This window comes from Rhodococcus sp. TAF43, from assembly GCF_052113525.1.
Taxonomy (GTDB): domain Bacteria; phylum Actinomycetota; class Actinomycetes; order Mycobacteriales; family Mycobacteriaceae; genus Prescottella.
On sequence record NZ_JBFRDL010000026.1, the window covers coordinates 19,467 to 45,877 of the forward strand.

24 protein-coding genes are annotated in these 26,411 nt (G+C 68.2%); 13 read left to right on the plus strand and 11 right to left on the minus strand.

Annotated features, from left to right (window positions below; translation table 11 throughout):
* Positions 1 to 95: 95 nt before the first annotated feature.
* The 3 genes from AB4Z09_RS16955 to AB4Z09_RS16965 all read left to right on the plus strand — a co-directional run bounded on the left by AB4Z09_RS16955 (position 96) and on the right by AB4Z09_RS16965 (position 4,442).
* On the plus strand, positions 96 to 1,310 hold the full coding sequence (locus AB4Z09_RS16955; RefSeq protein ID WP_174907735.1) for an acetyl-CoA C-acetyltransferase: 1,215 nt from the start codon (positions 96 to 98) through the stop codon (positions 1,308 to 1,310).
* A 31-nt stretch (positions 1,311 to 1,341) separates the two neighbouring features.
* Positions 1,342 to 3,483 (plus strand): 3-hydroxyacyl-CoA dehydrogenase NAD-binding domain-containing protein, encoded by a 2,142-nt coding sequence (locus tag AB4Z09_RS16960; protein ID WP_174907737.1) that lies wholly within the window; start codon positions 1,342 to 1,344, stop codon positions 3,481 to 3,483.
* A gap of 191 nt (positions 3,484 to 3,674) precedes the next feature.
* A complete protein-coding gene (locus tag AB4Z09_RS16965; RefSeq protein ID WP_442240246.1) occupies positions 3,675 to 4,442 on the plus strand; it encodes an IclR family transcriptional regulator in 768 nt (255 codons plus the stop codon).
* A 57-nt stretch (positions 4,443 to 4,499) separates the two neighbouring features.
* Here AB4Z09_RS16965 and AB4Z09_RS16970 read toward each other — a convergent pair whose 3' ends face one another.
* The gene (locus AB4Z09_RS16970) at positions 4,500 to 5,801 is read right to left on the minus strand and encodes a class I SAM-dependent methyltransferase (protein ID WP_174907741.1); all 1,302 of its coding nucleotides are present in this window, start codon (positions 5,799 to 5,801) and stop codon (positions 4,500 to 4,502) included.
* Entirely contained in the window at positions 5,798 to 7,228 is a 1,431-nt protein-coding gene (locus AB4Z09_RS16975; RefSeq protein ID WP_174907743.1) for an FAD-binding oxidoreductase, read from the minus strand. Before AB4Z09_RS16975 ends, AB4Z09_RS16970 begins: the two co-directional genes overlap by 4 nt.
* A 171-nt stretch (positions 7,229 to 7,399) precedes the next feature.
* Between AB4Z09_RS16975 and AB4Z09_RS16980 the strand changes: the two genes are divergently transcribed.
* Genes AB4Z09_RS16980 through recR form a run of 3 tightly spaced genes read left to right on the plus strand, consistent with a single transcriptional unit; the run spans position 7,400 to position 8,844 of the window.
* Positions 7,400 to 7,834, plus strand: coding sequence for an SRPBCC family protein (locus AB4Z09_RS16980; protein WP_174907745.1), 435 nt, complete (start codon positions 7,400 to 7,402; stop codon positions 7,832 to 7,834).
* Between the two features lie 50 nt (positions 7,835 to 7,884).
* A complete protein-coding gene (locus tag AB4Z09_RS16985; RefSeq protein ID WP_114721269.1) occupies positions 7,885 to 8,226 on the plus strand; it encodes a YbaB/EbfC family nucleoid-associated protein in 342 nt (113 codons plus the stop codon).
* A 9-nt stretch (positions 8,227 to 8,235) separates the two neighbouring features.
* Entirely contained in the window at positions 8,236 to 8,844 is a 609-nt protein-coding gene (gene recR / locus AB4Z09_RS16990) for a recombination mediator RecR (RefSeq protein ID WP_114721267.1), read from the plus strand.
* A gap of 3 nt (positions 8,845 to 8,847) precedes the next feature.
* On the opposite strand, the gene AB4Z09_RS16995 is transcribed toward recR, so the two are convergent.
* Positions 8,848 to 9,783 carry a LysR family transcriptional regulator gene (locus tag AB4Z09_RS16995; protein ID WP_174907747.1) on the minus strand — a complete coding sequence of 312 codons (936 nt, stop codon included), beginning with the start codon at positions 9,781 to 9,783 and terminating at the stop codon, positions 8,848 to 8,850.
* A 118-nt stretch (positions 9,784 to 9,901) separates the two neighbouring features.
* Between AB4Z09_RS16995 and AB4Z09_RS17000 the strand changes: the two genes are divergently transcribed.
* Positions 9,902 to 11,239 (plus strand): NAD(P)/FAD-dependent oxidoreductase, encoded by a 1,338-nt coding sequence (locus tag AB4Z09_RS17000; protein WP_442240247.1) that lies wholly within the window; start codon positions 9,902 to 9,904, stop codon positions 11,237 to 11,239.
* A 70-nt stretch (positions 11,240 to 11,309) separates the two neighbouring features.
* Here AB4Z09_RS17000 and AB4Z09_RS17005 read toward each other — a convergent pair whose 3' ends face one another.
* On the minus strand, positions 11,310 to 12,854 hold the full coding sequence (locus tag AB4Z09_RS17005) for an acyl-CoA synthetase (RefSeq protein ID WP_442240248.1): 1,545 nt from the start codon (positions 12,852 to 12,854) through the stop codon (positions 11,310 to 11,312).
* Positions 12,855 to 12,968: 114 nt separating this feature from the next.
* Positions 12,969 to 13,931, minus strand: a complete 963-nt coding sequence (locus tag AB4Z09_RS17010) for a DMT family transporter (RefSeq protein ID WP_442240249.1) — start codon at positions 13,929 to 13,931, stop codon at positions 12,969 to 12,971.
* A gap of 74 nt (positions 13,932 to 14,005) precedes the next feature.
* Here AB4Z09_RS17010 and AB4Z09_RS17015 point away from each other — a divergent pair, with 74 nt between their 5' ends.
* On the plus strand, positions 14,006 to 14,872 hold the full coding sequence (locus tag AB4Z09_RS17015; protein WP_442240250.1) for a LysR family transcriptional regulator: 867 nt from the start codon (positions 14,006 to 14,008) through the stop codon (positions 14,870 to 14,872).
* On the opposite strand, the gene AB4Z09_RS17020 is transcribed toward AB4Z09_RS17015, so the two are convergent.
* A complete protein-coding gene (locus tag AB4Z09_RS17020) occupies positions 14,851 to 15,786 on the minus strand; it encodes an oxygenase MpaB family protein (protein ID WP_442240251.1) in 936 nt (311 codons plus the stop codon). The genes AB4Z09_RS17015 and AB4Z09_RS17020 overlap by 22 nt on opposite strands.
* Positions 15,787 to 15,791: 5 nt before the next feature.
* Positions 15,792 to 17,324, minus strand: a complete 1,533-nt coding sequence (locus AB4Z09_RS17025; protein ID WP_442240252.1) for an aldehyde dehydrogenase family protein — start codon at positions 17,322 to 17,324, stop codon at positions 15,792 to 15,794.
* Between the two features lie 171 nt (positions 17,325 to 17,495).
* Between AB4Z09_RS17025 and AB4Z09_RS17030 the strand changes: the two genes are divergently transcribed.
* Genes AB4Z09_RS17030 through AB4Z09_RS17040 form a run of 3 tightly spaced genes read left to right on the plus strand, consistent with a single transcriptional unit; the run spans position 17,496 to position 20,224 of the window.
* Positions 17,496 to 18,638, plus strand: coding sequence for an acyl-CoA dehydrogenase family protein (locus AB4Z09_RS17030; protein ID WP_114721251.1), 1,143 nt, complete (start codon positions 17,496 to 17,498; stop codon positions 18,636 to 18,638).
* Positions 18,639 to 18,647: 9 nt separating this feature from the next.
* The gene (locus AB4Z09_RS17035; protein WP_114721249.1) at positions 18,648 to 19,328 is read left to right on the plus strand and encodes a GntR family transcriptional regulator; all 681 of its coding nucleotides are present in this window, start codon (positions 18,648 to 18,650) and stop codon (positions 19,326 to 19,328) included.
* Between the two features lie 59 nt (positions 19,329 to 19,387).
* A complete protein-coding gene (locus tag AB4Z09_RS17040; protein WP_254622755.1) occupies positions 19,388 to 20,224 on the plus strand; it encodes an oxygenase MpaB family protein in 837 nt (278 codons plus the stop codon).
* A 19-nt stretch (positions 20,225 to 20,243) separates the two neighbouring features.
* Here AB4Z09_RS17040 and AB4Z09_RS17045 read toward each other — a convergent pair whose 3' ends face one another.
* The 4 genes from AB4Z09_RS17045 to AB4Z09_RS17060 all read right to left on the minus strand — a co-directional run bounded on the left by AB4Z09_RS17045 (position 20,244) and on the right by AB4Z09_RS17060 (position 24,276).
* Positions 20,244 to 21,437 (minus strand): site-2 protease family protein, encoded by a 1,194-nt coding sequence (locus AB4Z09_RS17045; RefSeq protein WP_442240253.1) that lies wholly within the window; start codon positions 21,435 to 21,437, stop codon positions 20,244 to 20,246.
* A gap of 66 nt (positions 21,438 to 21,503) precedes the next feature.
* Positions 21,504 to 21,980 carry a DUF4334 domain-containing protein gene (locus tag AB4Z09_RS17050; protein WP_174907756.1) on the minus strand — a complete coding sequence of 159 codons (477 nt, stop codon included), beginning with the start codon at positions 21,978 to 21,980 and terminating at the stop codon, positions 21,504 to 21,506.
* 2 nt (positions 21,981 to 21,982) lie between these two features.
* Entirely contained in the window at positions 21,983 to 23,017 is a 1,035-nt protein-coding gene (locus AB4Z09_RS17055; protein ID WP_442240254.1) for an NAD(P)-dependent alcohol dehydrogenase, read from the minus strand.
* A complete protein-coding gene (locus tag AB4Z09_RS17060; RefSeq protein WP_442240255.1) occupies positions 23,014 to 24,276 on the minus strand; it encodes a TetR/AcrR family transcriptional regulator in 1,263 nt (420 codons plus the stop codon). The genes AB4Z09_RS17055 and AB4Z09_RS17060 overlap by 4 nt, the downstream gene beginning before the upstream one ends.
* 298 nt (positions 24,277 to 24,574) lie before the next feature.
* Between AB4Z09_RS17060 and AB4Z09_RS17065 the strand changes: the two genes are divergently transcribed.
* Positions 24,575 to 25,477, plus strand: a complete 903-nt coding sequence (locus AB4Z09_RS17065; RefSeq protein ID WP_174907761.1) for an NAD(P)H-dependent flavin oxidoreductase — start codon at positions 24,575 to 24,577, stop codon at positions 25,475 to 25,477.
* Positions 25,474 to 26,253 (plus strand): enoyl-CoA hydratase, encoded by a 780-nt coding sequence (locus AB4Z09_RS17070; protein ID WP_174907763.1) that lies wholly within the window; start codon positions 25,474 to 25,476, stop codon positions 26,251 to 26,253. The genes AB4Z09_RS17065 and AB4Z09_RS17070 overlap by 4 nt, the downstream gene beginning before the upstream one ends.
* Positions 26,254 to 26,411 lie beyond the last annotated feature (158 nt).

The following is a 26,411-nucleotide window of genomic DNA, read 5'->3' on the forward strand; positions in this document are numbered from 1 at the left end:
AACACGTTCTAAGGTGAAGCGAGCCGAGGTCTGTGCCTCGAATGGGCAGGTCGCTGCGGCGGCACGCAGACGTGAACAGGAAGGAACACCTCACAGTGACCACAGAGGCATTCATCTATGAAGCCATCCGAACCCCGCGCGGCCGGGGCAAGAACACCGGTTCGCTGCATTCGGTCAAGCCGATCTCGCTGGTCACCGGCCTGATCCAGGAACTGCGCACCCGCTTCCCGGACCTCGACGAGAACCGCATCTCCGATGTGATCCTCGGTGTCGTCTCCCCGCTCGGCGACCAGGGCGCCGACATCGCCCGCACTGCCGTGACCGTGGCCGGGATGCCCGAGACGGTCGGCGGCGTGCAGATCAACCGCTTCTGCGCCTCCGGCCTCGAGGCCGTGAACATGGCCGCGCAGAAGGTGCGCTCCGGCTGGGACGAGCTGGTCATCGCAGGCGGCGTCGAGTCGATGTCCCGGGTGAAGATGGGCTCCGACGGCGGCGCCTGGATGCAGGACCCCGCCACCAACTTCGACACCTACCTGGTGCCGCAGGGCATCGGCGCCGACCTGATCGCCACCATGGAGGGCTTCACCCGCGAGGACGTGGACGCCTACGCGGCGCGCTCGCAGGACCTGGCCGCCAAGGCGTGGGCGGGCGGTTACTTCGCCAAGTCCGTCGTCCCGGTCAAGGACATCAACGGCATCACGGTCCTCGACAACGACGAGCACATGCGTCCGGGCACCACGGCCGAGGCGCTCGGCAAGCTGGCGCCGTCGTTCGCGGGTCTCGGTGAGTTGGGCGGCTTCGACGCCGTCGCGCTGCAGAAGTACCACTGGGTCGAGAAGATCAACCACGTCCACCACGGCGGCAACAGCTCCGGCATCGTCGACGGCGCCGCGCTGGTGCTCGTGGGCAGTGAAAGCGCAGGGCAGGCCATGGGCCTGACACCGCGTGCCCGCGTCGTCGCGACCGCCACCTCCGGCGCCGACTCGACGATCATGCTCACCGGCCCGACGCCGGCCGCGCACAAGGTGCTCGCGCAGGCCGGTCTGACGGTCGACGACATCGACCTGTTCGAGATCAACGAGGCGTTCGCCGCCGTCGCCCTGAAGTTCCAGAAGGACCTGAACATCCCGGACGAGAAGCTCAACGTCAACGGTGGCGCCATCGCGATGGGTCACCCGCTCGGCGCGACCGGCGCCATGATCACCGGAACCATGGTCGACGAGCTCGAGCGCCGCGGCGCCAAGCGCGCCCTCGTCACGCTGTGCATCGGCGGCGGCATGGGCGTGGCCACCATCATCGAGCGCGTCTGACGCTCACGGACCAAGCAGGAGATACGAAACAGTGAGCGATCAGAACATCATCAACTGGGAGCAGGACGCCGACGGCATCGTCGTGCTCACCATCGACGACCCCAACCAGGGCGCGAACACCATGAACGACCGCTACATCTCGTCGATGCAGGAGACCGTCGACCGGCTGTACGCGGAGAAGGACTCGATCACCGGCGTCGTCCTCACCTCCGGCAAGAAGACCTTCTTCGCGGGCGGCGACCTGAAGAACATGATGAAGGTCGGCCCCGAGGACGCCGAGCAGATCTTCAACCACAGCCTCACCCTCAAGGCCGACCTGCGTCGCCTCGAGACCCTCGGCAAGCCGGTCGTCACCTGCATCAACGGTGCGGCGCTCGGCGGCGGCCTGGAGATCGCACTCGCCACGCACCACCGCATCGCGGCGGACGTCAAGGGCGTCAAGATCGGCCTGCCCGAGGTCACCCTCGGCCTGCTGCCCGGCGGCGGCGGCATCGTCCGCACCGTCCGGATGTTCGGCCTGATGACCGCGCTGACCCAGATGCTGCTGCAGGGCCAGCAGCGCGGGCCGCAGCAGGCCAAGGAGGTCGGCCTGGTCGACGAGGTGGTCTCCTCCGTCGACGAATTGGTCCCCGCCGCGAAGGCGTGGATCAAGGCCAACCCCGAGGGCGGCGTCCAGCCGTGGGATGTCAAGGGCTACAAGATCCCCGGCGGCACCCCCGCCACCCCGGCGTTCGCGGCGAACCTGCCGGCCATCCCGGCGAACCTGCGCAAGACCCTCAAGGGTGCGCCGATGCCGGCGCCGCGCGCGATCCTCGCCGCCGCGGTCGAAGGCAGCCAGGTCGACGTCGACAACGCGCTGCTCATCGAGTCCCGCTACTTCACCTCGCTGGTCACCGGCCGTGTCGCGAAGAACATGATCCAGGCGTTCTTCTTCGACATGCAGGCGATCGGTTCGGGTGCCTCGCGTCCCAAGGACATCCCCAAGCGTGAGATCAAGAAGGTCGGCGTCCTCGGCGCCGGCATGATGGGCGCCGGCATCGCGTACGTGTGCGCCAAGGCCGGAATCCCGGTGGTGCTCAAGGACGTCACGATCGAGGCCGCCGAGAAGGGCAAGGCGTACTCCGAGAAGATCGAGGCCAAGGCGCTCTCCCGCGGCAAGACCACCGAGGAGAAGTCCAAGGCCCTGCTGGCGCTGATCACGCCCACCGCGGATCCAGCCGACTTCGCGGGTGTCGACTTCGTCGTCGAGGCCGTCTTCGAGTCGCCCGACCTGAAGAAGAAGGTGTTCCAGGAGATCGAGGACATCGTCGAGCCCGACGCGCTCCTCGGCTCCAACACCTCGACGCTGCCGATCACCGATCTCGCGACCGGCGTCAAGCGGGCCGAGGACTTCATCGGCATCCACTTCTTCTCGCCCGTCGACAAGATGCCGCTGGTGGAGATCATCCGCGGCGAGAAGACGTCCGACGAGTCGCTGGCGCGGGTGTTCGACTTCGTGCAGGCGATCCGCAAGACCCCGATCGTCGTCAACGATTCGCGCGGGTTCTTCACCTCGCGCGTGATCGGCACCTTCGTCAACGAGGCCATCGGCATGGTCGCCGAGGGCATCGAGCCGGCCACCATCGAGCAGGCGGGCATGCAGGCCGGCTACCCGGCGGCACCGCTGCAGCTGTCGGACGAGCTGAATCTGACGCTGATGCAGAAGATTCGCGCCGAGTCGAAGGCCGCCGCGCTGGCCGAGGGCAAGGCACTGCCCGCCGACCCGGCCGGCGACGTCATCAACTACCTGGTCGAGGGCAACGACCGTAAGGGCCGTCTCGGCGGCGCGGGCTTCTACAACTACGAGGACGGCAAGCGTTCCGGCCTGTGGCAGGGCCTGCGTGAGCACTTCAACTCCGGTTCGGTCACGCCGCCGATCCAGGACCTGATCGACCGCATGCTGTTCATCGAGGCCATCGAGACGCAGAAGTGCTTCGACGAGGGCGTCATCACGTCCACCGCCGACGCCAACATCGGCTCGATCATGGGCATCGGCTACCCGGCATGGACCGGTGGCGTGAGCCAGTTCGTCGCCGGCTACGAGGGCGGCAAGGCCGGCTTCGTCAAGCGCGCCGAGGAACTCGCCGCCAAGTACGGCGAGCGCTTCACCCCGCCGGCGTCGCTCGAGGCCTGAGCGGCGAATTTTCGGCAGAATCTCGAAGGTGCCCTCCGTCCGTCACCGGACGGAGGGCACCTTCGTCTCTGTCGGTGGGAACTCGTGCCTGCGGGGCGTGCGGGGGAACTATATTTCGGGGCTGTACATCTCGATGTCAGAAGGATCGGTGTCTGACCTGTCTGACCTGCCCTAGCGGAGAGGACTCGGCCGTGTCGGATGACCGTGAACAGGCCCCCGCCACGTCGATGCTCGATCGGATCGAGCTGGTGCTCGAGGCGCTCGACGACAACGGGTATCTGACCCTGAGTCAGACGACGCGGCTCACCGGAATTCCCAGCTCGTCGGCGCATCGTCTGCTCGAGAAGATGGTGTCGATGCGCTGGCTCAACCGTGACGGATCGCGGTACGAGCTGGGGGTTCGCCTGTTCGAACTGGGATCGCGGGCAGTGCGCAATCACTGGTTCCATCGGACCTCGTTGCCGATCCTCCAGGATCTGCACCGGTCCACCGGTGCCGTCGTCCACCTCGCGTTCCTCGACGGTGCCGACAGCATCTACTGGGACAAGCTGTCGGGCACGTTCGGTGCCAACGTCCCGTCCCGGATCGGCGCCCGCTATCCGGTGCACCGCTCGGCGGTCGGGAAGGCGCTGCTCATGACCCTTCCGCGCGAGGTATTCGACCAGCCGGCGTTCGCGCACCTGGAGGCCGGTGTCGTGGGCGGGCGGAAGGCCCTGGAGGCCGAACTGGATCGCGCCCTCGCCGAGGGGGTCACCTACGACCGGGGCACCGCCGTCCCGGAGCTCGGGTGCATCGGGGCGCCGATATCGCGGGGGATCCCCAAGCCCGCCGCGATCTCGATCTGCGGTCCGCTCGACCGCATCACGAACGACCGCCGGATGGCCGAGGCCGTGCAACGAGCGGCCGCGGCGATCGAGCGGGCGGCACGCCAGGTGAACGCGGCCTCCCGCACGACGTGACGATGCCCGCCGTCCGTACTCGGACGACGGGCATCGGCGACATCGGTGTGGCGGCGATCAGCCCTTCCACCACGGGCGCAGCGGCACGTTCGCCTCGCCGTCGGGTCCGAGCTTGACGGCCAGCACCTGGTGCAGCTGAACGACGTTGCGTTCGAATCCCAGCCGCGAACCGGCCATGTACAGGCCCCACACCTTCGCGGTGCCCTCGCCGACCTCGGCGACGCACGCGTCCCAGTTCTCGACCAGGTTCCGGCACCAGCCGGCGAGGGTCAGCGCGTAGTGCTCGCGCAGGTTCTCCTCGTGCCGGACCTCGAGGCCGACGTTCTGGATCTCGCTGATTATCCGGCCCGAGCCGGTGAGCTCGCCGTCCGGGAAGATGTACCGGTCGATGAAGTAGCCGGCCTTGGCGCCGCTGCGGTTGTCGGGCCGGGTGATGCAGTGGTTGAGCAGCCGTCCGCCCTCGCGCAGCTTCTCCTTCATGAAGCCGAAGTACGCCGGGTAGTTGTGGACGCCGATGTGCTCGGTGAGGCCGATCGACGAGATGGCGTCGAACCCGGTCTCGTGGACGTCCCGGTAGTCCGAGAACCGCACCTCGGCCAGCTCGGACAGGCCCTCCTCGGCGATCGCCTTCTGCGCCCACTCGGCCTGCTCCCGCGAGAGCGTCGCACCGATGACCTTGACGCCGCGCCGGGCGGCGTAGCGGACCATTCCACCCCAGCCGCAACCGATGTCGAGCAGCCGGTCGCCTTCCTTCAGGCCCAGCTTCTCGAAGACCAGTCGGTACTTGTTCTCCTGCGCGTCCTCGAGGCTCTGGTCCTCGGACTCGTACGCGGCGCACGTGTACGTCATCGAGGGGCCCAGCACGTGCTCGTAGAAAGTGTTCGAGACGTCGTAGTGGTGGTGGATCACCTCGGCGTCGCGGGTCTTGGAGTGCCGCAGGCCCTCCGCGAATCGGCGCCACCGCGGCAGGTGCTCCTGCGGCGGGGGAGCGATGGGACGCAACTTGTCCCAGCCGATGGACCGGGTGATCGTTGCGAGTTCCTTCGCCGACGGGCGGTGGAAGTGCAGGTCGGTCATCGCCTTCAGGATCGCGTACGGATCGCCGGGATGGACGCCGACGGCCTCGAGATCGCCGGAGACGTACGCGCGGGCCATGCCGAGGTCGCCGGGGGCGGTGGCCAGGTAGGTGGTGCCGCGTGTCGACTTCAGGTGGAGGCCGTACTGTGCGTCCTCCGGCCCGGTCGCGCTGCCGTCGTACGCGGTGAATCGCAGCGGGATCCGGCCGTCGGAGACGGTTTCGAGAATCTCCGCGATGCTGAGTTTCTGCGCCGTGTCGGGGTTCGTTCTGAGAGTCGTCACTTTCGTTGCACCGCCTTCGAATAGAGGTCCAGGAGACGTGAATCGGGGTCGTACCGCTTCTTGATCTGGGTGTAGTGCTCGCCGCCGTAGAGCAGCGCGAACTCGTCCTCGCCGTAGAACGAGTCGGAGTACAGGGACTTGTGACCGTCGAGGTCGCTGACCTTCTTCTCGATCAGCCGGTTCGCCGCGCCCTCGGGTGCGCCGGCCTCGATCGGCACGGACGACCAGAATCCGACGTTGACGTAGGTGCGTCCGGGCTCGAGCGGGTACAGGGGCCACGGCCGCGTGGTGTCCGCCGCGGGATGCGCGGGATCGCGAAGGCGCAACGGGCACAGCCACAGCGGCTCGATCGGGATCTCGTCGAGGAACCAGTGCAGGAAGTCCGCCGTGTTCTCGATCGGTACCTCGATGTCCTGTACGACGCGCTCACGCGGCGGCAGCCCCTTGCGGGCCTCGAGGCGGTCGGCGATGTCGTACTTCTGGTCCAGCCCGATGAGCTTCCAGTAGAAGCTGCTGCGGCGGTAGCGCTTCGGCCAGAAGCGGCGGATCTTGGGGTTCTGGGTGCCGAACGCGCGCGAGCACCAGAACCAGTCGGTGTCCCAGCGCCACAGGTAGTCGTGGATGGTCAGGCGGTCCGTCTTCGGGTGGTTGACCGATTCGTGCTGGATGGACCGGTAGTAGATGTCCATGTCGGTGTAGTCACTCACCGGGCCCGGCTCGTCGGTCTGCACCCCGAGCGTCAGGTAGGCCTCCGTCGCGGTGAACACGACGCCGTCGAGGTAGTCGACCGCGATCCCGTCCCATCTGCGCTCCTCGACGATCCGGTCCATCGTCTCCTCGAGCTGCTTCAGGTCGGTGAAGCGCAGGTGGCGCAGCGCGACATAGGGTTTCACCGCCTCGAGCTCGATCCGGATCCGCGTGGAATAGCCGAGGGTCCCGTACGAGTTCGGGAACGACCAGAACAGATCGGAGTGCTCCCCGTCCGGGGTGGCGGTGATGATGTCGCCGCTCCCGGTGAGGACGTCGATCTCGAGCACCGACTCGTGCGGCAGGCCGTTGCGGAACGACGTCGATTCGATGCCGAGCCCGGTCACCGCGCCGCCGAGGGTGATGGTCTTGAGCTGCGGAACCACCGGCGGCGCCAGCCCGTACGGCAGGGTGGCGGCCACGAGGTGCTCGTACGTGCACATGCCGGCGACGTCGGCGGTGCGCGCCTCCCGGTTCACCGAGATGACGCCGTCGAGGCCCGAGACGTCCAGTCCGGGGGCGGTGCTCTTCGCCCGTGCTCGGAACAGGTTCGACGTCTTCTTCGCCAGTCGCACGTTCGCGTCCGGGGGAATTGCCCGGTAGCTGGTCAGCAGACGATCGACTCCTGCGCGATGCGCGGCGAGTCCAGTTTCGCGGATACCACTCGTAGAGTCGGCCACACCCTGACGCTATCGCTAGTCGGATCGGCGGGCCACGGATATCCCGGTGCGTCGCCATTCTGTAGCCATGCTAACGACTTGGCGGCCGCGGCGTGAGGTGCCCGCACGATCGTCGCCATCGCGGGCGAACGTGCAGGATGGAGGGGTACACCCAGAGCAAGGAGACAGTTAGTGGCACAGGTCAGCGCCAGCAGTTCGATCACCACCACCGCGGCCCCCGAGCATGTGCTCGCCGCCCTGTCGGACTACGAGACCGTCCGACCGCGGATCCTGCCGCAGCAGTATCTCGACTATCGGGTGCTCGAGGGCGGCCAGGGCGCGGGCACGGTTGCCCAGTGGACGCTGCAGGCCACCGAGAAGCGCTCGCGTGACATCAAGGCGTCGGTCACCGTTGCCGGCCACACCATCACCGAGCGTGATGCGAACTCATCACTCGTCACGACGTGGGAGGTGGCCCCCTCCGGGACCGGCTCCACGGTCACCACGACGACGGAGTGGAAGGGCGCGGGCGGCATCGGCGGCTTCTTCGAGCGCACCTTCGCGCCCCTCGGGCTGCGCAAGATCCAGGAGAAGACGCTGTCGAATCTGGTTCGCGAGCTGGGGTAAGGCCCGCGACGGACTACGCTGGCAACGCGACTTCAGAAAGGACCATTCAGGTGCAACCAGGTGGACAGCCCGACATGCAGCAGCTGCTCGCGCAGGCGCAGCAGATGCAGCAGCAGTTGATGGCCGCGCAGGCGGAAATGGCGCAGGCCGAGGTGACCGGTCAGGCCGGTGGAGGCCTGGTGACCGCGACGGTCAAGGGCACCGGTGAGGTCGTCGGCCTCACGATCGATCCCAAGGTGGTGGATCCGGACGACGTCGAGACCCTGCAGGATCTCGTCATCGGTGCGATCGCCGACGCGTCGAACAAGGCGCAGGAGTTCGCGGCGAGCAAGCTCGGCCCGCTGGCTGGCGGCTTCGGTGGGGGCGGTCTGCCCGGACTGCCCGGTTTCTAGGACCGCGCGTTGTACGAGGGTCCCGTCCAGGACTTGATCGACGAGCTGGGCAAGCTGCCCGGTATCGGGCCCAAGAGCGCCCAGCGCATCGCGTTCCACCTGTTGACGGTCGAGCCGCCGGAGATCGACCGGTTGCAGGCCGTCCTGCAGCGGGTGCGCGACGGCGTCCAGTTCTGCATCGTGTGCGGCACCGTCTCCGAGGAGGAGAAGTGTCGCATCTGCTCCGACCCGCGTCGGGACCGGACGATGGTGTGCGTCGTCGAGGAACCGAAGGACGTGCAGGCGATCGAGCGCACCCGTGAGTTCCGGGGGCGCTACCACGTTCTCGGTGGCGCGCTCGATCCGCTCAGCGGCATCGGGCCGGACCAGCTGCGGATCCGGGAGTTGTTGGCCCGCATCGGCAATCAGGAGGACGGCGTCGACGTCGCCGAGGTGATCATCGCGACCGACCCGAACACCGAGGGGGAGGCGACGGCGACGTACCTGGTGCGGATGCTGCGGGATTTCCCCGGCCTGACGGTGTCCCGGCTGGCGTCGGGGCTGCCGATGGGTGGCGATCTCGAGTTCGCCGACGAGCTCACGCTCGGTCGCGCGCTGTCGGGGCGCCGGACGCTGTAGCGGCTACCGAGCCTGCGGTGTGCCCCCGAGTCCGTGTCCCGGATTCGGGGGCACACTGCTCTGCGCGGTCACCGTCCGGCGGAGCGACTCGACCAGGTCGGACAGGCCGGGGGAGGCGGCCGCGCCGGTGCGGACGATCCCGCTCACGGGCACGCGCAGCCGGTTGCGAGCCTCCCGCATGAGGGCCAGTCCGGTGCGGGGTGCCTCGCCGACGGTGCTCGCGTAGAGGACCGTCCAGGCCCGGGGGTTGGTGATGACGTCGAGGATCGCGGTGTGGTCGCGCGCGATCGGTGGCCCGAGTTGCACCCGGCGTCCGACGTCGACGAAGGCGTTCTCGACGACCGTGTGGATCAGGACCTGACTGGACCGCGGTGGCAGCAGTAGCGGGTAGGGGGCGAGCTCGCCCAGTTCGACGGTGGAGAACGCCGACACCGGATGCCGGCTCGACGTCGCGATCATCAGGTCCTCGACGCCCAGTTCCACCGTCTCCAGGCCCGGTCGGTCCACCTCCCCGCGGATCAGGGCGATGTCGGCGTCCCCGGCGGACACCGCGTCGATGCGGTCGGTGAAGTTCTTGATCACGAACTCGATGTCCAGGTCCGGGTGCCGCTCGCGCACGCGGGCGATGGCGTCGAGGCTCTGCGGCGCGAAGCTCATGCTCGCGGTGATCCGGATCCGGTCGCGCGGTCCCTTCGCGACGGCGAAGGCCTTGGTCTCGAGGCTGAGCACCTCCTGCGCGATCGGTACGAGCCGGGTTCCGGCCGGGCTGAGGCGCACGACCCGGGTCGATCGTTCGAACAGCGGCGCGCCGAGTTCCTGCTCGAGCTTGGTGATCTGGTGGCTGATGGCAGACTGCGAAATGAAGCAGCGCTCGGCCGCTCGGCTGAAGCTCAGCTCCTCGCTCACGGCGAGGAAGTAGCGCAGCTGTCGGAAGTCCATGACGACATACTACTTATGAGTAATCGAGATAACTGTTTTCCGAATATCCCTGATTACTGGCGCAAACGTCGTTAGCGCTCCTACGGTGTTCCTCATACATCTCGACGAGGAGGTACCCGTGAGCGAAGTAGCAGTCGACCGGACCGAAGTAGTGATCGTTGGTTCCGGATTCGGTGCCCTCGCTGCGGCGAAGAAGCTGGCCAAGGCCGGCAAGCCCTTCGTTCTGATCTCGGAGACCACCGAGCATCTCTTCCAGCCGCTGCTGTACCAGGTGGCGACCGGTGTCCTGGCCGCCGGTGAGATCGCCCCGTCGGTGCGCGCGATCCTCGCCAAGTACCCCAACGCCGACGTCCGGCTCGGCCGCGTCGTCGACGTGCACCCGGAGGAGCAGGAGCTGGTCTACGAGGCTGCCGGTCAGCGGCACACCCTCGGCTACAGCTCGCTGATCGCCGCCACCGGCGCACGGCAGTCGTACTTCGGCCGCGACGAGTTCGCGAAGGTCACCTACGCGCTCAAGACCGTCGACGACGCCGAGCGGCTGCGCGCCCAGATCGTGCGCTGCTTCGAGGAGGCTCACACCACCACCGACCTCGAGCGCCGCAAGAACCTGCTCAGCTTCATCGTCATCGGTGCCGGTGCGACCGGCGTCGAGCTGGCCGGGCAGATCAAGGAGCTCGCGGGTCGCTACTTCGAGCAGTCGATCCGCGGCGTCACCGCCGACGACGTCACCGTCACCCTCGTCGAGGGCGCCGGGGTCGCGATGCCCGCGTACGGCGGCAAGCTCAGCGAGTACACCAAGGAGTCGCTCGAGAAGTCGGGTGTCGAGGTGGTCCTGGGCACCCTCGTCACCGATATCGACGAGCACGGCGCGACCTTCAAGGCGCACGGCAGCGACACCGGTGAGCGTCGCACCGCCGAGACCATCATCTGGTCGGCGGGCGTGCAGGCCAACGACTTCGCGGCCGCGCTCGCCGAGCGCACCGGTTGCGAGACCGACCGCGCCGGACGCCTGCTGGTCAACCCCGACCTCACCGTCGGTGGCCGCGCCGACATCTTCGCCGTCGGCGACATGACGTCGCTGAACAACCTGCCCGGGCAGTCGCCTGTCGCGATGCAGGGTGGCCGGCACGTGGCCGCGACGATCCTCGGTAAGACCAAGCGCGGCACGCCCTTCAAGTTCCGCGACAAGGGCTCGATGGCGATCATCAACCGCTTCCGCGCCGTGACGAAGGTCAAGAGCATCGAGCTCACCGGCTTCGTCGCGTGGGTGCTGTGGCTCGCGGTGCACATGGTGTACCTGGTGGGCTTCCGCAACCGCTACGTCGCGGTGATGTCGTGGTTCGGATCGTTCCTCGGCCACCGGCGCCCGCACTTCCACTACGCGCAGGAGATCGGGCCGATCGAAGCCCCGGACACCCGCCTCACCGACGACGAACCAGTCAAGGCTGCCGCTTAGCTCATCGACAACGGGCGGTTACTGCGACATCGGCCGAGAGCCGAGCGCAGTAACCGCCCGTTCGGCGTTTCTAGGCGAGGGCGCGCAGCGCCAGATCGCGCAACTCGTGCTTCTTGACCTTGCCGGTCGCCAGGCGCGGCAACCGCTCGCAGAACTCGATGGTCTTCGGAACCTTGTAGCCCGCCAGGTGGGTTCGGACGTACTCGCGCAGCCGCTCGGCGGTCACGTCGTCGGCGGGAACCCCCGGATCGAGTTCGACCACCGCGTGGACGTATTCGCCCATCTCGGGGTCGGGAAGCCCGAAGACCGCGACGTCGGACACCTCGGGGTGGGCCGAGAGGCACGACTCGATCTCGGCGGGACAGATGTTCACGCCCCCGGAGATGATCATGAACGACTTGCGGTCGGTGAGGAACAGGTAGCCGTCCGCGTCGAGGTAGCCGACGTCGCCGACGGTGGACCACCGCGCGTGGTCGGGATGCCGGGAGTCGGCCGTCTTGTCGGTGTCGTTGTGGTACTCGAACGGCACGACGTCGCGCTCGAAGTAGACGGTGCCGATCTCGCCGGCCGGGAGCGGGCTGCCGGCCTCGTCGCAGATGTGCGGGACGCCGAGCACCGCGCGGCCCACCGAACCGGGGCGGTCGAGCCATTCCTGTGCGGTGATGAACGTGATGCCCATTCCCTCGGTGCCCGAGTACAACTCGCACACGATCGGCCCCACCCAGTCGATCATCTGATGCTTCACCGCGGGAGGGCACGGGGCGGCCGCGTGCAGGACGTTCTGCAGCGTCGACAGGTCGAAGCTCTCCCGTTCCGCGGCGGGCAGTTTCAGGAGTCGGACGAACATCGTCGGCACCACCTGCGTGTGCGTGACGGAGTACTGCTCGATCGCGGCGAGGAAGTCCCTGGCGTCGAAGCGCTCCATGAGGACCACCGTCGCACCCAGCGCCTGCGCGCCGACCGACCACTGCAGCGCCGCCGAGTGGTACATCGGTGCCGGCACCAGGTAGGTGGAGGTCTCGCCCATCCCGAGCAGGCTGCTCGCGAAGTGGCCGGCGCCCATGCCGCGCGGGTCGTCGATGTCCATACCCGTCAACGGCCGTCGAATGCCCTTGGGGCGACCGGTTGTTCCCGACGAATAGAGCATCATGTCGCCGCGGGGCTGCTCCGCGAGCGGGGCCGGATCGAACCGCGCCATCGCGGCCTCGTACGCCTCGAACCCGTCGACGGTGCCGTCCATCATGAACCGGTGCGGCGTGTCGGTCAGTTCAGGGAGGACCGCGACCGCGAGGTCGGTCATGCGTGTCGTCGTCACCAGCACCTTCGCCCGGCAGTCGTTGGCGATGTAGGCGGCCTCGTCCGCTGTGAGATGCCGGTTCACGGCCGTGATGTAGAGCCCGGATCGGACTGCCGCCCAGTACACCTCGAAGTATCGCGGGTGGTTCTCGGCGAGGATCGCGACGTGGTCTCCTTTGCGGAGTCCGAGCGCAAACCACTGCTGCGCCAGTCGGTTCGAACGGTCCTCGAGCTCTCGATACGTCACCGTCTCGCCGGTGGCGGCCATGACGACCGCCGGCCGGTCGGGTGAGGTCGCTGCGTAGACGCCGGGATACATGAGTCGAGCCTCCTAGCTGTTGTGGCCTGAGAGGAGTCCCGGGCCCGATCTGCCTTGCCCGCCGAAACGGCGGAACCAGGGGTTGCGCTGGAGGCACCATTGTCGCCTCCGTCACTATTGCGTGTGCCGAATCTCGCTCAGTGGGACCGCTTTCCGCGAAACGCCCGGTCGAATCGAGACGAACCAGGCCGCCCCGATCACCATGGTGCAGCCGACGAGCTGCGGGAGCGTGGGGCGCTCCCCGAGCACGACCATCGCGGCGGCGATCGCGAGAACCGGTTGGAGCAGCAGGAGGGTGGCGCCGACCTCGGGTGCCAGTCGGGGCAGCGACCGGCCGAGCATGATCCAGCCCAGGAACTGCGCCGACAGTGCCAGGGTGAGCAGCCAACCGAACGCACTCCACCCGGGGGTGAGATCGACCGGACCCCACAGTGATCCGGCGGCCGAGCCGACCACGCCCGCCGCGGCCGTCGAGACGAGGACCTGGGCGGCGGCGGTCTCGGCGGAACCGGATCGGCCGACGATGAAGATGTAGCCTGCGTACGCGACGCCGGACAGCAGCGCGAGGAACGCTCCCCACGCCAGGTCCGGGCCCGTGGACGCGCCGTCGCTCAGTCCGGCGGCGAGTGCGATGCCGGCGAACAACACCGGGGCGGACACGACGAACCGCATCGGAATGCGCGTCCGGAAGATCAGGAACGAGAACAGCGGGACCACGACCACCTGGACGTTCACGAGGACGGTGGAGATACCGGCTCCGATCAGCAGGATGGACTGCGACCACAGTGCGAAGTCGACACCGAGCAGGGATCCGGCGACGGCGTAGCGGGCGACGGCGCGGCGGGACAATCCGTGTCCGGCCCGGTGCTCGCGCAGCGCGAGGAACGCGAGTGGCGGCAGCGCGAGCAGGCATCGGTAGAACACGGCCGTCGCGGGGGCCACGTCCGCGAGGCGGATGAGGACGGCCGTCAGCGAGATGTAGAGGGCTCCCCAGACGGCAACGGCCCGCGGGTCGCGGAACCCGCCGAACGCGGGGCCGGCAGCCGGGCGGGCGGTGGGGAAACGAACGGTACGCACTTCTGAGATTCTGCGTTCTACCTGCGGAAACGACAAGTAAGAAGTTCTTCTTACGATTCGGTAGTGTTTCTACCGTGTTGAACCTCGATCGAGTACGAGCGCTGTGCGCCGTGGCGCAGGCGGGGTCGGTGGCCGCGGCCGGCCGGATCCTGCATGTCACGCCCTCCGGGGTGTCCCAGCAGCTTGCCAAACTCGAACGCGAGGTCGGTGCGGTCCTGCTCGAGCCGACGGGGCGCGGGGTGCGGCTGACGCCGGCCGGTGAACTCCTCGCCCGTCGCGGCGACCAGTTGCTGTCCCACGCCTCCGGGATCGAGGCCGAGATCGTGGCGATGCGTAGTGAGGTCGTCGGCCCGATCCGGTTCGGGGCGTTCGTCACCGCGTCACGGCTCGTGCTTCCGGGCGCGGTGACGTTCCTGCTGTCCCGGTACCACGTCCACGTGACGGTCACCGAGGCCGAAACCGAGGTCACACTCGAGTCCGTCAGCCGGGGCCGGATCGACATCGGTGTCGTCGACAGTTGGGAATCGGCGCCCGTCGAGATCCCGACGGAGCTGGAATCGCGACTGATCCACCGCGACACCGCCGATGTCGCCCTCCCCGCGGATCATCCGTTCGCGCGCAGCGCCGTGGTTCCGTTGTCGGCGCTGTCGGCAATGCCGTGGGTGGCATGGGGCTCGGGGACCGCCTTCCACGCGTGGCTCGTGCGGACGCTGCGGCGGCAGGGTTTCGAGCCCCGGGTCGACTTCGAGGCGTCCGACATCTCGACGCACCTCGCCTTTGCCGCCGCCGGACTCGCGGCGGCGCTGGTGCCCCGTCTGGCGGTGGACCGGCCGCCCGCCGGGGTGGCGCTCGTGGCCACCGAACCCCGCCTCCACCGCGACATCTACGCGGTGGAGGCGGCGTTCGGGAGCGGGGAAGCTCAGGACTCGCGCAGTGAGTGATCCTGCTCGACCCCCAGGTCCCGCGGGCAGTAGCCCACCGGATACCCGGGGTAGGTGCGGTTCCGCGGATCGTGCGCCGACGCCGACGCCCGCCGCTTCGGGAGCAGGCGCACCACCGCCGACCTGGAACGCAGCCCCGCCTCGGCGGCTGCCCGCACCCGGGGTGAGCCCTTGGGGAATCCGAACGCGGTACTCATGCGGTGGTCGATCAGCGCGTAGACGGCCGCCGCGACGGGGCGGGCCAGGGCCTTCGGGTACCACGACTGGAACAGGCCGAGCGTGTACGTACCGATCCGGTGGTTGTCCTCGCTGTAGACGAAGTGCTCGCGCTCGTAGTCCATCTTGAAGCGCTGGAAATCCTGATACGAGTCGGGAATGTCCTTGATTCCCATGCAGATTCCCACCTGACGGTAGAAGTGGAACGACGCCAGGCGCTCGTGCGGATGCAGCCGACGCCAGCCGTACCGGTCGATCCAGTCGATCGGGTCGTACACGAACGTCGACAGCACGTACAGCATGTCGTCGTTCGAGATCGTGTAGCGGCCGTGCATGCGGTTGATGTTCCGCAGCGACTCCCGCCCCCTCGGCGAGTCGTAGCCGTGCTCGATGAGTTCGGCCATCAGGAGCGCGGTGTCGTCGTAACGCTTCTGCGGCCGGTTCTCGAATTCGCCCGTGCGGGCGAGGAGTTCGGAGATCGTCGGAACGCAGTACGTCCGGAACAGCGCGAACTCGAGGGAACGTTGGTAGTCCCACGGGAATTCGTAGCCCGCCGTGATCCGCAGGATGTCCTGGTGCCGGGTCGCTGGATCGAGTTGCTCGATCACCTCGACCCACCCCATCCGGCCCGGACCGGGCCGCTGGTCGGGGTCGGGTGGAGGGAAGGTGCCGGCGCGGCGAGAGTTGGTGAGGCTCATCCCGGTCACCGACCGTGCCGGGCCTTGAGCATCCACGCGGAGATCTTCATGTCCCGCGCGGACCGCTCGAGGGTCAGCAGGTTCAGTGGGGCCGAGAACTTCTGGACGGTCACGGCCTTGGGTCGGCTGAACTCGCGCAGACCGTCGGCGCCGTGGATGCGGCCGAACCCGGACTCCCCGATGCCGCCGAACGGCAGCGACGGGATGCCCGCGAACCCGAGGACCGAGTTCACCGACACCATGCCGGTGCGCAGGCGGTCCGCGATGTCCTTTCCGCGGGAACGGTTTCCGGTGAACACCGACGCACCGAGGCCGTAGGACGTGGCGTTGGCGCGCTCGATGCCCTCCTCGAGGTCGCGCACCTTGTTGACCACGACGGTGGGCCCGAACGTCTCCTCGCACACGGCCGACGAGGATTCCGGGACGTCGGTGAGGATCACCGGATCGACGAATCGTTCGTGCACGGAGTCGATTCCGCCGATCACCGCGCGAGCGCCCTTGTCGAGGGCGTCGGCAATGTGGCCGCGTACGACGTCGACCTGGCGGGGCAGGGTCATCGGGCCGTACGTGTCCCCGTCCGTGCTGCCCGGACGGACGCGCTCGACCGCGGCGGTGAACTTGTCGAGGAACTGCCGGTACACCGGCTCGGCGACGTAGATGCGTTCGACGCCCGCGCACGTCTGGCCGGCATTGCCGAACGCGCCGAAGGCGGCGAACTCGACGGCCTTGTCCAGATCGGCATCCTCGGCGACCAGCATCGCGTCCTTGCCGCCGCACTCGGCCACCAAGGGGGTCAACGTCTCCGCGCACACCGCCATCACCTTGCGGGCGGTCGGGCCGGACCCGGTGAACGCGATCTTGTCGACCCCGGCCCGGCACAGGTCCGCGCCGGTGGCGCCCAGCCCCGTGATCACCTGCAGCACGGGCTGGGTCGGGGCGAGCGAGTTCCACTTGGCCTCGAGCCACTTGCCGACACCGGGGGTGAGCTCGCTGGGCTTGAACACGATCGCGTTGCCGGCGGCGAGGGCGTACGAGATCGAACCCATCGGCGTGTACACGGGGTAGTTCCACGGGCCGATGACGCCGACGACGCCCATCGGCTTGTAGCCGAGGGTGGCCGACTGGTTGGCGCTGACCAGTCCCGATGGCACCCGACGGGGCTTGAGGACCTTCTTGGCGTTGCGGGCGGCCCAGTCGAGATGCTCGACGGCGAGCATCACCTCGAGGAGCGCGTCGTCGTGCGGCTTGCCGGTCTCTGCGGACACGACCCTCGCGAGACCGTCGGCGTCCGAGGCGATCGCCTTCTTGAACTCGAGCAGCCAGTCGCGGCGTCCACGGAACCCCTGTGCTTCCCACCAGCGGGCCGCGCCGTGTGCTCGCTCGACGGCCGCGTGCACGTCGGCCGCGTTCGCGACGGGGTATTCGGCGAGCACCTGGCCGGTGCGGGGATCGAGGCTCTCGATCGCGGGTGCGTCGGTGGGGGATGGAGAAGCAGGTAAACCGGGTGCCGCGTCGCTCGAAGACAGTTCTCGGGTCATGTCGGGCTTCCTCCAAGGGATCGCATCAAATATATTTGATGTGATTTACTGTGGTGACGCTCACACTATTCGGCGCGGCCGGTGTGGACAACCCCCACGCGCGGCGTCCTCGCCCGGCCCGTACCGCACGGATCTCGGTTCACTCGATTCTTCGCAGGCAGGAGCACATCAATGACGATCGACTTCACCGCCGAGCAACAGGATTTCGCGCAGGCAGTGGCCGCGTTCTGTCGCAAGGAATGCGGTACCCGTGAACAGCGTGACGCCCTCACCGGACGCGGCGAGCACAACCACAACCAGGACCTCTACCTCAAGATGGCGGCGCTGGGGTGGCTCGGTGTCACGGTCCCCGAGGAGTACGGCGGATCCGCCGGCACCGCCGTCGACATGTGCATCCTGCTCGAGCAGGCCGCCCGCGGCATGGCGCCGATCGGCGGTATCGGGCCCACCCTCATCACCGGCGCCGCGTACGAGAAGTTCGGGACGCCCGCGCAGAAGGAGGCGGTGCTCGGGGGCATCGTCCGTGGGGCGTCCGAGTCGATCTCGATGTCCGAGCCCGAGGCCGGTTCCGACGTCGGCAACCTCAGCTGCCGGGCCGAGAAGGTGTCCGACGGCTGGCTGATCAACGGGCAGAAGACGTGGTGCTCCAACGCGCACTTCGCCGAGAACATCCTGCTGGTGGCGCGCACCGATCGCAGCGGCTCCAAGCACGAGGGGCTCACGATGTTCCACCTGCCGGCGGACACCCCGGGACTGAAGATCAGCGGCATCGAGACGATGGGCGGCAAGGAGGTCAACGACCTGTACCTCACCGATGTCCTGCTGCCCGACGACGCCGTGGTCGGCGAGGTGGGCCGCGGGTGGACGCAGTTGATGACCGGACTCAACATCGAACGGCTGATCCTCGGCGCCATGATGCTCGGCACGGCGCAGCGGGCGTTCGACGACGCGCTCGAATTCATCACGCAGCGAAAGCAGTTCGGCCGACCGGTAGGGACGTTCCAGGCGCTGCGGCACCGCATCGCGGACCTCGCCACCGAGATCGAGTGCACCCGGCTGCTGGTGTACAGCACGGCGCGACTGATCGACGCGAACCCGACGAAGCTGTTCCCGCGCGAGGCGTCGATGGTGAAGCTCAAGGCCACCGAGACCGCGAAGAAGGTGGCGCTCGAGGGCATGCAGATGATGGGCGGCTACGGGTACGCCACCGAGTTCGACATGGAGGGTCACGTTCGCAAGACGCTGGTGTCGTCGATCTACGGTGGCACCAACGAGATCCAGCGCGACATCATCGGCAAGACGTACGGGTTGTAGGAGCCGATCGTGGTTGCACCGGTACGTCCGACGCGGCCGCTGCGTCGGACACAACTCTCCGACGACGTGGCGGCGCATCTGCGCGGCGCCGTGATGTCGGGGCGATTGCGGCCCGGCGAGTTCGTGCGACTCGACGAGACCGCAGCCGAACTCGGGGTGAGCGTCACGCCGGTGCGCGAGGCCCTGCTGACCCTGCGCGGCGAGGGCATGGTCGAGTCGGTGCCCAACCGTGGCTACGTCGTCTCACGTCTGGCGCCGGAGGACGTGCACGACATCTTCTGGCTGCAGGGGCAGATCACCGTGGAGCTGGCGGTGCGTGCATCCAGGTCCGCGGGGACCGAGGACCTGACCCGGCTCGGGGAACTCAACGACGTGCTGCGTGACGCCGTGACACTCGCGGACCCGGACCGGATCGCGGACGCGGAGTACGAGTTCCACCGCGAGCTGTGCCGCATCGCGGGCGGCCCGAAGCTGGCGTGGTTCCTGCTCAACGCCGCGCGGTACACGCCCTACCGGCTGTACGCGGCGGATCCGGCATGGGGTGAGCTGGCGGTGCGATCCCACACGAGTCTGATCGAGGCGATCCGTGTCCACGATCGGGACGCGGTAGTGCGCCACACCCGCATCCAGTTCGACGATGCGGCCGAGCGGCTGGTCGCGCACCTGGGGCGAGCGGGGATCTGGACATGACCGCGGGATCGAATCCGGTTGCTGTGGAGAGCAACTCGACTGGGAAGGGAGGCCATGCGATGGCCACCGAGACCGCTGGCCGACAGACCGGGATCCGGGCGGGGGAGCCGCCGGCCGGCACGGTCGACCTGGCCGACTTCGTCGGGGAGTCCATGCTGCTGATCGGGGCAGGGGCGACCGTCCTGCTCCAGCTGGCGCTGCCGGGCGTGGGGCACGGCGTCGCCGAGCACAGCACGACGCTCGAACGACCGCTGGACCGACTGCGCACCACGATGACGTACGTGTACGCCGTCACGCGCGGCACGCCCGAGGAGAAGCAGGCTGTGGTCCGGTTGGTGAACCGGGCACACGTCCCGGTGCGATCCGAACGCTACAACGCGTTCGATCCGGAGCTACAGCTGTGGGTGGCGGCGACGCTGTACCGCAACGGCTCCGACATGTACTCGCGGTTCTTCGGTGCCCCCTCGGATGCCGACGCGGAGCGGCTGTACCGGCAGTCCGCGGTGTACGGCACCGCTTTGCAGGTCAGGGACGACATGTGGCCTGCCACCCGGGCCGAGTTCGATGCCTACTGGGACCGGATGATCGCGTCGGCGGAGGTGGACGATCAGGTGCGAGCGTACGTGCGGGGCCTGCTCTCCGGTGGCAGGGCGCCGCTGCCGGTGCGGCTGGTGATGCCGCTGCAGCGCTTCTTCACGATCGGATTGCTGCCGTCCCGGATCCGTGACCAGTTCGAGCTGCCGTGGAGCCCACGCGATCAGCGCCGCTTCGACCGGTTCATGGCGGTCCTGCCCGTCGTCTACCGGCGAGTTCCGCGGCCGATCCGCCAGATCACCGCCACGTACTACCTGCGGGACATGCGCCGGCGCCTCGCGGCGCACCGGCATCTCATCTGACGCGCTCGGGCCGGATCGTTCAGCTCGACGCGGTCGGAGGTCGGCGCCCCGGCAGGCCCAGCGCCGTCCGCTCGCACACCCGCACCAGATCCGTGGCAGTGATGACTCCGGTGACCTGCTCGCCGTCCACAACGACGAGGAGGTCTCGGCCGGGTCGCAGCACCGCCTTCGCCGTCACGTCGGCCAGACGATCGCCGGGGTGTACCCGAGCCGGGTCCGGCAGTCGTCGTGCGAGAGCCCCGAGTTTCCCGCGCCGCTCCTCGGGCGACGCGCGGGAGATGTCGCGTAGCGACAACACGCCCACCGGTCGGTTCCACCGGTCCACCGCCGGGAAGGTGCGGTGGTGCAACGTCGGCAGGACGTCGGACACGAACGTCGTCACGTCCTGGTCCGCGTGTACGACGACGGCGGGGGTGCTCATCACGTCGTGGACCGTGAGTTCTCCCATCCGGTGACGCATCGACGCGCCCATCAACTCGACGGAAGCCGCGTTGCGGAGGAACCAGCCCAGCAGCATCAGCCACAGCCCCGAGATGCTGCCGACGAGCACGACCTGTACGGCGCCCAGCACGATCAGACCGAATCCGATGATCCGACCGCTGCGGGCCGCGCCGGCCGCCGCGGTCAGGCGGTCCCCACTCCTGCGCCAGAGCGCGGCATGCAGCACCCGTCCGCCGTCGAGTGGGGCGCCGGGCAGCAGATTGAACACGGCCAGAATCATGTTGGCGGTGCCCAGCCAGGCGAGAGAAGCGGTGACGACCGGGTCGACGAGGTCGTGCACGCCGAAGGCGAGGATCACCGCGCTGATCCCGATCGCGAGACTGGCCAGCGGGCCGGCGAGCGCGATCCGCAACTCCGAACGCGGATCGGCCGGCTCGCCGCGCAACTCGGACATCCCGCCGAGCAGCCACAGCGTGATGCGCTCCACCGGCACACCGTCGTGGATAGCCACGATCGAATGCGCGACTTCGTGGGCGGCGATCGAGAGCAGGAACAGCACGGCGGCGACCGTGCCGACCGTCCAGTACTCGATGGCCGACCGTCCGCCGAACTCTGTCGGAAGGACCGACGTGGACATCAGGCCGGCGATCAGGACCAGGGTCGCGAGCAGGGACCAGTGCGCGTAGATGCGAACACCCACGACCCGACCGGCGGGCATCGACCATCGCAGCATCCCGRCCACCTCCGATCCGGGCCGCGTGTTGCTCCACACCCATTCTTCCTTCGATCGTCTCGGTCCCGCCACTGCGGAGCCGTCGGTCGCGAAATGGGGGCGGCGTCAGAGTGCGACGTCGCGTTCGAGCCCGAACCAGAAGTGCTCGCCGCCGTCGAAGACCAGCGTGCCCTTGCCGTTCATGACGCCGATGACGGTGTCGTCGTCGACCTTCTTGAAGTGATCGAACACCGGCATGCCGTCGTAGACCATCGTTGCGGTCACCTCGCCGCGGAAGGCCACCTCCCAGAGGCTGGCCTCGCCGTGCCCGGTCCCGATGTCGGAGAACAACTGTCCGTCCTCGCCGCGGCAGAGCAGGGGCTGGACGTCCGACTCGCTCGCGAACGCCTTGCCGTACCAATGTGCCTTGTCGAGAAGACGGCTCGTCCGGTGCCCGGTGTCGAAGGCAAACCCACGCCAGCGGAATCCGATGAGGTCGACAGGGCGGCACGGCTCCAGCCGTGCCCAGAGTTCGTCGAGTTCGCGCGGATCGATCCGATCGGTGCGGGCCCGCAGCGCCGCGACCTCGTCCTGCAAGTTCATGCTCAACCTCCTGTGTCGTCGGTCGTGAACGTCAGTACCGCCTTGACCACGTCGCCGGACCGGGCCGCGGTCACAGCATCGTCGATCCGGTCGATCGGGAACGTCCGAACGATCTTCTCGATCGGGAACCGGCCCTGCCGCCACAGATCCACGAGCCGGGGTAGGAACACCAGTGGGTCGGCGTCGCCCTCGATCACGCCGGTGAGGGTACGGCCGTTGAGCAGGTGGCTCTGGTCGACGGTGATCGGGTTCCGCCCCGGTCGCAGGCCCAGCGTCGCGCACGTTCCCGGAGCGCGAAGCGACGACAAGGCTTGACGGACAACGGAGTCCGTGCCGACCGACTCCACCGCGAAGTCGACGCCGCCGTCCGAGGCGTGGCGCACCGCCCGGCCCACGTCGGCGTGGTCGGTGGGGGAGGCCATGACCGCCGCCATCCCCACAGCCCCGAGACCGAACACCGCGAGGGACGCACCGGGTTCGGGGCGGAGGACCTCGAGGACGGTCCCCGCCCCCGTCTGCAGGCCACAGCCCAGAGGTCCCGCGAGCGCGACGGGCACGTCGCGGGGTAGTGGCACCGTGTTACGGGCGGAGGTGACCGCGTACGAGCACATCGACGACTGTCCGAACCAGTTGCCGTGCAGTGCAGACCCGTCGGCCTCGGTGAGCGTGGTGCTGCCGTCGGCGCGGGTGCCGCCGTAGTTCAGTGCCGCGAAGCGCGTGCAGTAGGCGGGCCGGCCCCGCACACAGTTGCGGCAGTCCCGGCACGAGTCGAAGCCGAGGACCACGGGATCGCCCGGCGCCAGCCCGGTCACCTCGGCCCCGACCGCTTCGATCACCCCGGAGCCCTCGTGTCCCAGAACCGCCGGCAGGGGGAAGGGGACGCCGCCCGCCGCGGCCGTGAGATCGGTATGACAGATGCCCACGCCGTGGACGCGAACGAGCACCTCGTCCGCGCGGATGGAGGGAACCCTGACGGATTCGAGCCTGAAGGGCTCTCCGTGCCCGCGCAGTACGGCAGCGGTCGCCGAGACACTCACGCGTCGGTCGTCTCGCCGAACAGTGTCGCGAGCATGAGTGTGCGAACCCGCGCCTCGTTGGCCGCGGTCGGTTCGAAGCGCATCACCCGCCCGACGTCCAGCACCAGGCTCAGCGCCGCATGGACGAGGAACCGGCATTCGACCGCGGAGAGTCCGGGCCGGGACTCCCGGAGCAGGCGGGCCCACTCCTCGACGTTGAGCCGCTGCGTGTTTCGCAGGTCCGTGCGATGCGCATCCGGAAGGCTGCCGATCTCGGCGAAGTACACGCTCATCAGTTCCGATTGCGCGAACGACAGCCGCACGTAGACCTCCACGAGCGACGCCAGGGCCTCGCGCGGCGTACTGGAATCGCCCAATGCGGTACTGACCGCGACGGCCAGCCGGTCCGCTGCACGGTGGAACGCCGCGGCCAGCAGGTCCGACTTGCTCGAGAAGTGCCGGTAGACGCCGGACGCGTTGATGCCTGCAGCCTGCCCGATCTCCTCGATGCTCACCTCGTGGTACCCGCGGGCGTGGAACAGCAGGATCGCCTCGTTGAGCAGCACTTCCCTCTTGTTGGACAACGGGATTCCGCTGCCTCCGTCGGAGGCAGTCTCGGGCTCCTCGTGCGTGGGGAGTTCGGCCCGGGACACAGACCGGCAGGCGGCGAGGAGCAGGCTCTCGAGGCGGCGAGCGGGCAATGTAGCCCGATGGACGGTGATGCTCCCGATGACGCTGAGCATGGCGACGCAGATCTGCAGGTTGTCCCGCCGACCGAGGTCCGGGCGGAGTTCCTCGAGCGTCGCGCCGATCCGCCGGTTCACGGTCGAGATGGTGTCTCGGATGCACGCACGGTCGCGGGACTCGAGATATCGGCTCTCCCAGCGGTAGAGACCGGCGGTCCGCCGGTTGGCGACGGTGGTGCGGATCGCGGCCAGGATCTGTTGATCGAGACGTTCGGCCGGGTCGGGAGCGACCTCGTTCGCGTCGTCTGCGATGGCGTCCTCGAGTGCGGTCGCGAGCCCGGTCGCGGCGTGCAGGAAGAGCGCGTACTTGTTGGGGAAGTGGCGGTAGAGCGCCGGACCGGAAATGCCGACAGTCGTGGCGATCTCGTCGATGCTGACGCTGTGGTAGCCACGCTCGCTGAAGGCTTCCGCGGCGACCGCGGCGATCTGCGCCTTCCGGTTCTTCGGCCTGCGCCGAGGCTCGCCGGTGGCCACGTGTTGCACGTCGATGCGGACACGTCCCGCGCGGGCCCCGGCCTTCGTCCGTTCCGCCACCGAACCTCCTGACGCGTGGGGACTGGTGGCCGAAGCATAACGCACAGGTGAGTCCCGATGACCCTTGTTTGTGAACTGGATTGTTCCGTCCGTCAGTGACATTCGCCTGGACACGAGGGGTTGACAAACCGGCGGTGCGTCGCGAAAGTTAACGCCAATTCTTGCACGGTCCGGTCTGAGTCAGACGGCCGGATGCTTCGCCGCTCGTGTCGCACCGCCCTTTCGTTCGCGTCCGATTCTTTCGTTCCTGTTCGTTCATCCGAGTTCATCCGAGTCACCCGGATCCGAGGAGGCCCATGTGAGAACCCGCTTCACGGAGATGTTCGGAGTCCGCTATCCGATCGTCCAGGGCGGAATGATGTGGGTGGGGCGTGCCGAGCTGGTCGCGGCCGTCGCGGAGGCCGGCGGACTCGGGTTCCTCACCGCGCTCACTCAGCCCACACCCGGCGATCTGGCGAAGGAGATCGAGCGCACGCGGCGTCTGACCGACAAGCCCTTCGGCGTCAACCTCACTATCCTGCCGTCAATTTCACCACCGCCGTACGCGGAGTACCGGCAGGTGATCATCGATGCCGGAGTTGGCATCGTCGAGACCGCCGGCGCCAATCCGGTCGAGCATCTGCCGCACTTCAAGGATGCGGGCATCAAGGTCGTCCACAAGTGCACCAGCGTGCGGCACGTTCCGGGGCTGATCCTGATCCCGGCGGCCGCCCGCACACTGCGCATCCCCGTCATCGCGTCGGGCGGGATTGCCGACGGCCGGGGGTTGGTGGCTGCGCTCGCGCTGGGTGCCGACGGCGTCAACATGGGCACCCGCTTCATGTGCACGGTGGAATCACCGGTGGCGCACCGGGTGAAGGAACAGATCGTCGCCAACAGCGAGCGAGACACCCGGCTGATCTTCAGGACGTTGCGGAACACCGCCCGGGTCGCCGCCAACGCGGTCAGTGACGAGGTGGTCGACATCGAATCGCGGGGATGCGAGTTCGCGGACATCCAGCACCTCGTTGCCGGCGCCCGCGGCAGGCGTGTGTTCGAGGAGGGGTATCTCGACGCAGGTATCTGGACCGCCGGACAGAGTCAGGGGCTGATCGACGACATTCCCACCTGCGACGTGCTGGTCCGGCGGATGATCGAGGAGGCCGAGGAGATCATCCGGGGACGGCTCACGGACTCGATCGAGGAAGGGGCTCGGGTATGACCACGACGACAGGCAGCGGCCTGCAGCAGGACCTGCGCGATTCGGTTCTGGAACTGACGATCGCGCGGCCCGAAAGGATGAATGCCGTCGACATGGCCACGATGCGCGATCTCGGTGCGGCCGTCCGCGCGGCCGGAAGCGATCCGAGTGTGCGGTCGATTCTCGTCACGGGGGCCCGTAGGGCCTTCTGCACGGGCGCCGATCTGGCTGCAGCCGCGGAAAATCCGGCCGATCCATCGGTCGTCATGGACGTGGCGAACGAGGTGATCCGAGCGATCGTGGAGGTTCCGGTTCCCGTCGTCGCTGCGGTGAACGGGCCGGCTGCGGGGGTCGGCGTGTCGATCGCGCTCGCCGCCGACCTCACCTATGCGGCGGACAGTGCGTACTTCCTGCTCGCGTTCGTCGGCATCGGTCTGATGCCGGACGGGGGATCGAGCGTGCTGGTTCCGGCCGCGATCGGTCGGGCGAAGGCCGCAGAGATGGCGTTGTTGGGCGAGCGGGTGTCCGCGGGCGACGCCGACCGGTTGGGTCTGGTGTCGCGCACGCTGCCGGACGACGACCTGATGGCGCACGCGCGCGGGGTCGCGTCGACACTCGCGGCGGGGCCGCGTCGGGCGCTCGAGCTCACGAAGCGGGCGCTCAACGCGGGCACGCTGGCCGCGCTCGACGAGGCGCTCGAGACGGAGAAGCGGGGTCAGTCCGAACTGCTCGTCTCCGCGGACTTCGCGGAGGGGGCGGCGGCGATGCTGCAGAAGAGGCGTCCGCACTTTCCGTAGGAAGTGGAATCTGTGTCTACTTTTCGAGGCGTTCCGGGCGCGGTATCCGACCGGAGGTTGTCGGACGATCGTCCGATAAGTGCAGGTTGCAAGGCATTGTCGGCGCCCGCGGGGCTGTCGTCGCCGGGGGCCGCCCGGGTCGGTACCTCTCGAGAATC

Excerpts from the sequence above, each read along its gene's own strand:
- AB4Z09_RS16995 (WP_174907747.1), bottom strand. The coding sequence starts at position 9,783 with ATGGACTTCCGACAGCTGCGCTACTTCCTCGCCGTGAGCGAGGAGCTG.
- AB4Z09_RS17005 (WP_442240248.1), bottom strand. The coding sequence starts at position 12,854 with ATGTATCCCGGCGTCTACGCAGCGACCTCACCCGACCGGCCGGCGGTC.
- AB4Z09_RS17020 (WP_442240251.1), bottom strand. The coding sequence starts at position 15,786 with ATGAGCCTCACCAACTCTCGCCGCGCCGGCACCTTCCCTCCACCCGAC.
- AB4Z09_RS17025 (WP_442240252.1), bottom strand. The coding sequence starts at position 17,324 with ATGACCCGAGAACTGTCTTCGAGCGACGCGGCACCCGGTTTACCTGCT.
- AB4Z09_RS17030 (WP_114721251.1), top strand. The coding sequence starts at position 17,496 with ATGACGATCGACTTCACCGCCGAGCAACAGGATTTCGCGCAGGCAGTG.
- AB4Z09_RS17040 (WP_254622755.1), top strand. The coding sequence starts at position 19,388 with ATGGCCACCGAGACCGCTGGCCGACAGACCGGGATCCGGGCGGGGGAG.
- AB4Z09_RS17050 (WP_174907756.1), bottom strand. The coding sequence starts at position 21,980 with ATGAACTTGCAGGACGAGGTCGCGGCGCTGCGGGCCCGCACCGATCGG.
- AB4Z09_RS17070 (WP_174907763.1), top strand. The coding sequence starts at position 25,474 with ATGACCACGACGACAGGCAGCGGCCTGCAGCAGGACCTGCGCGATTCG.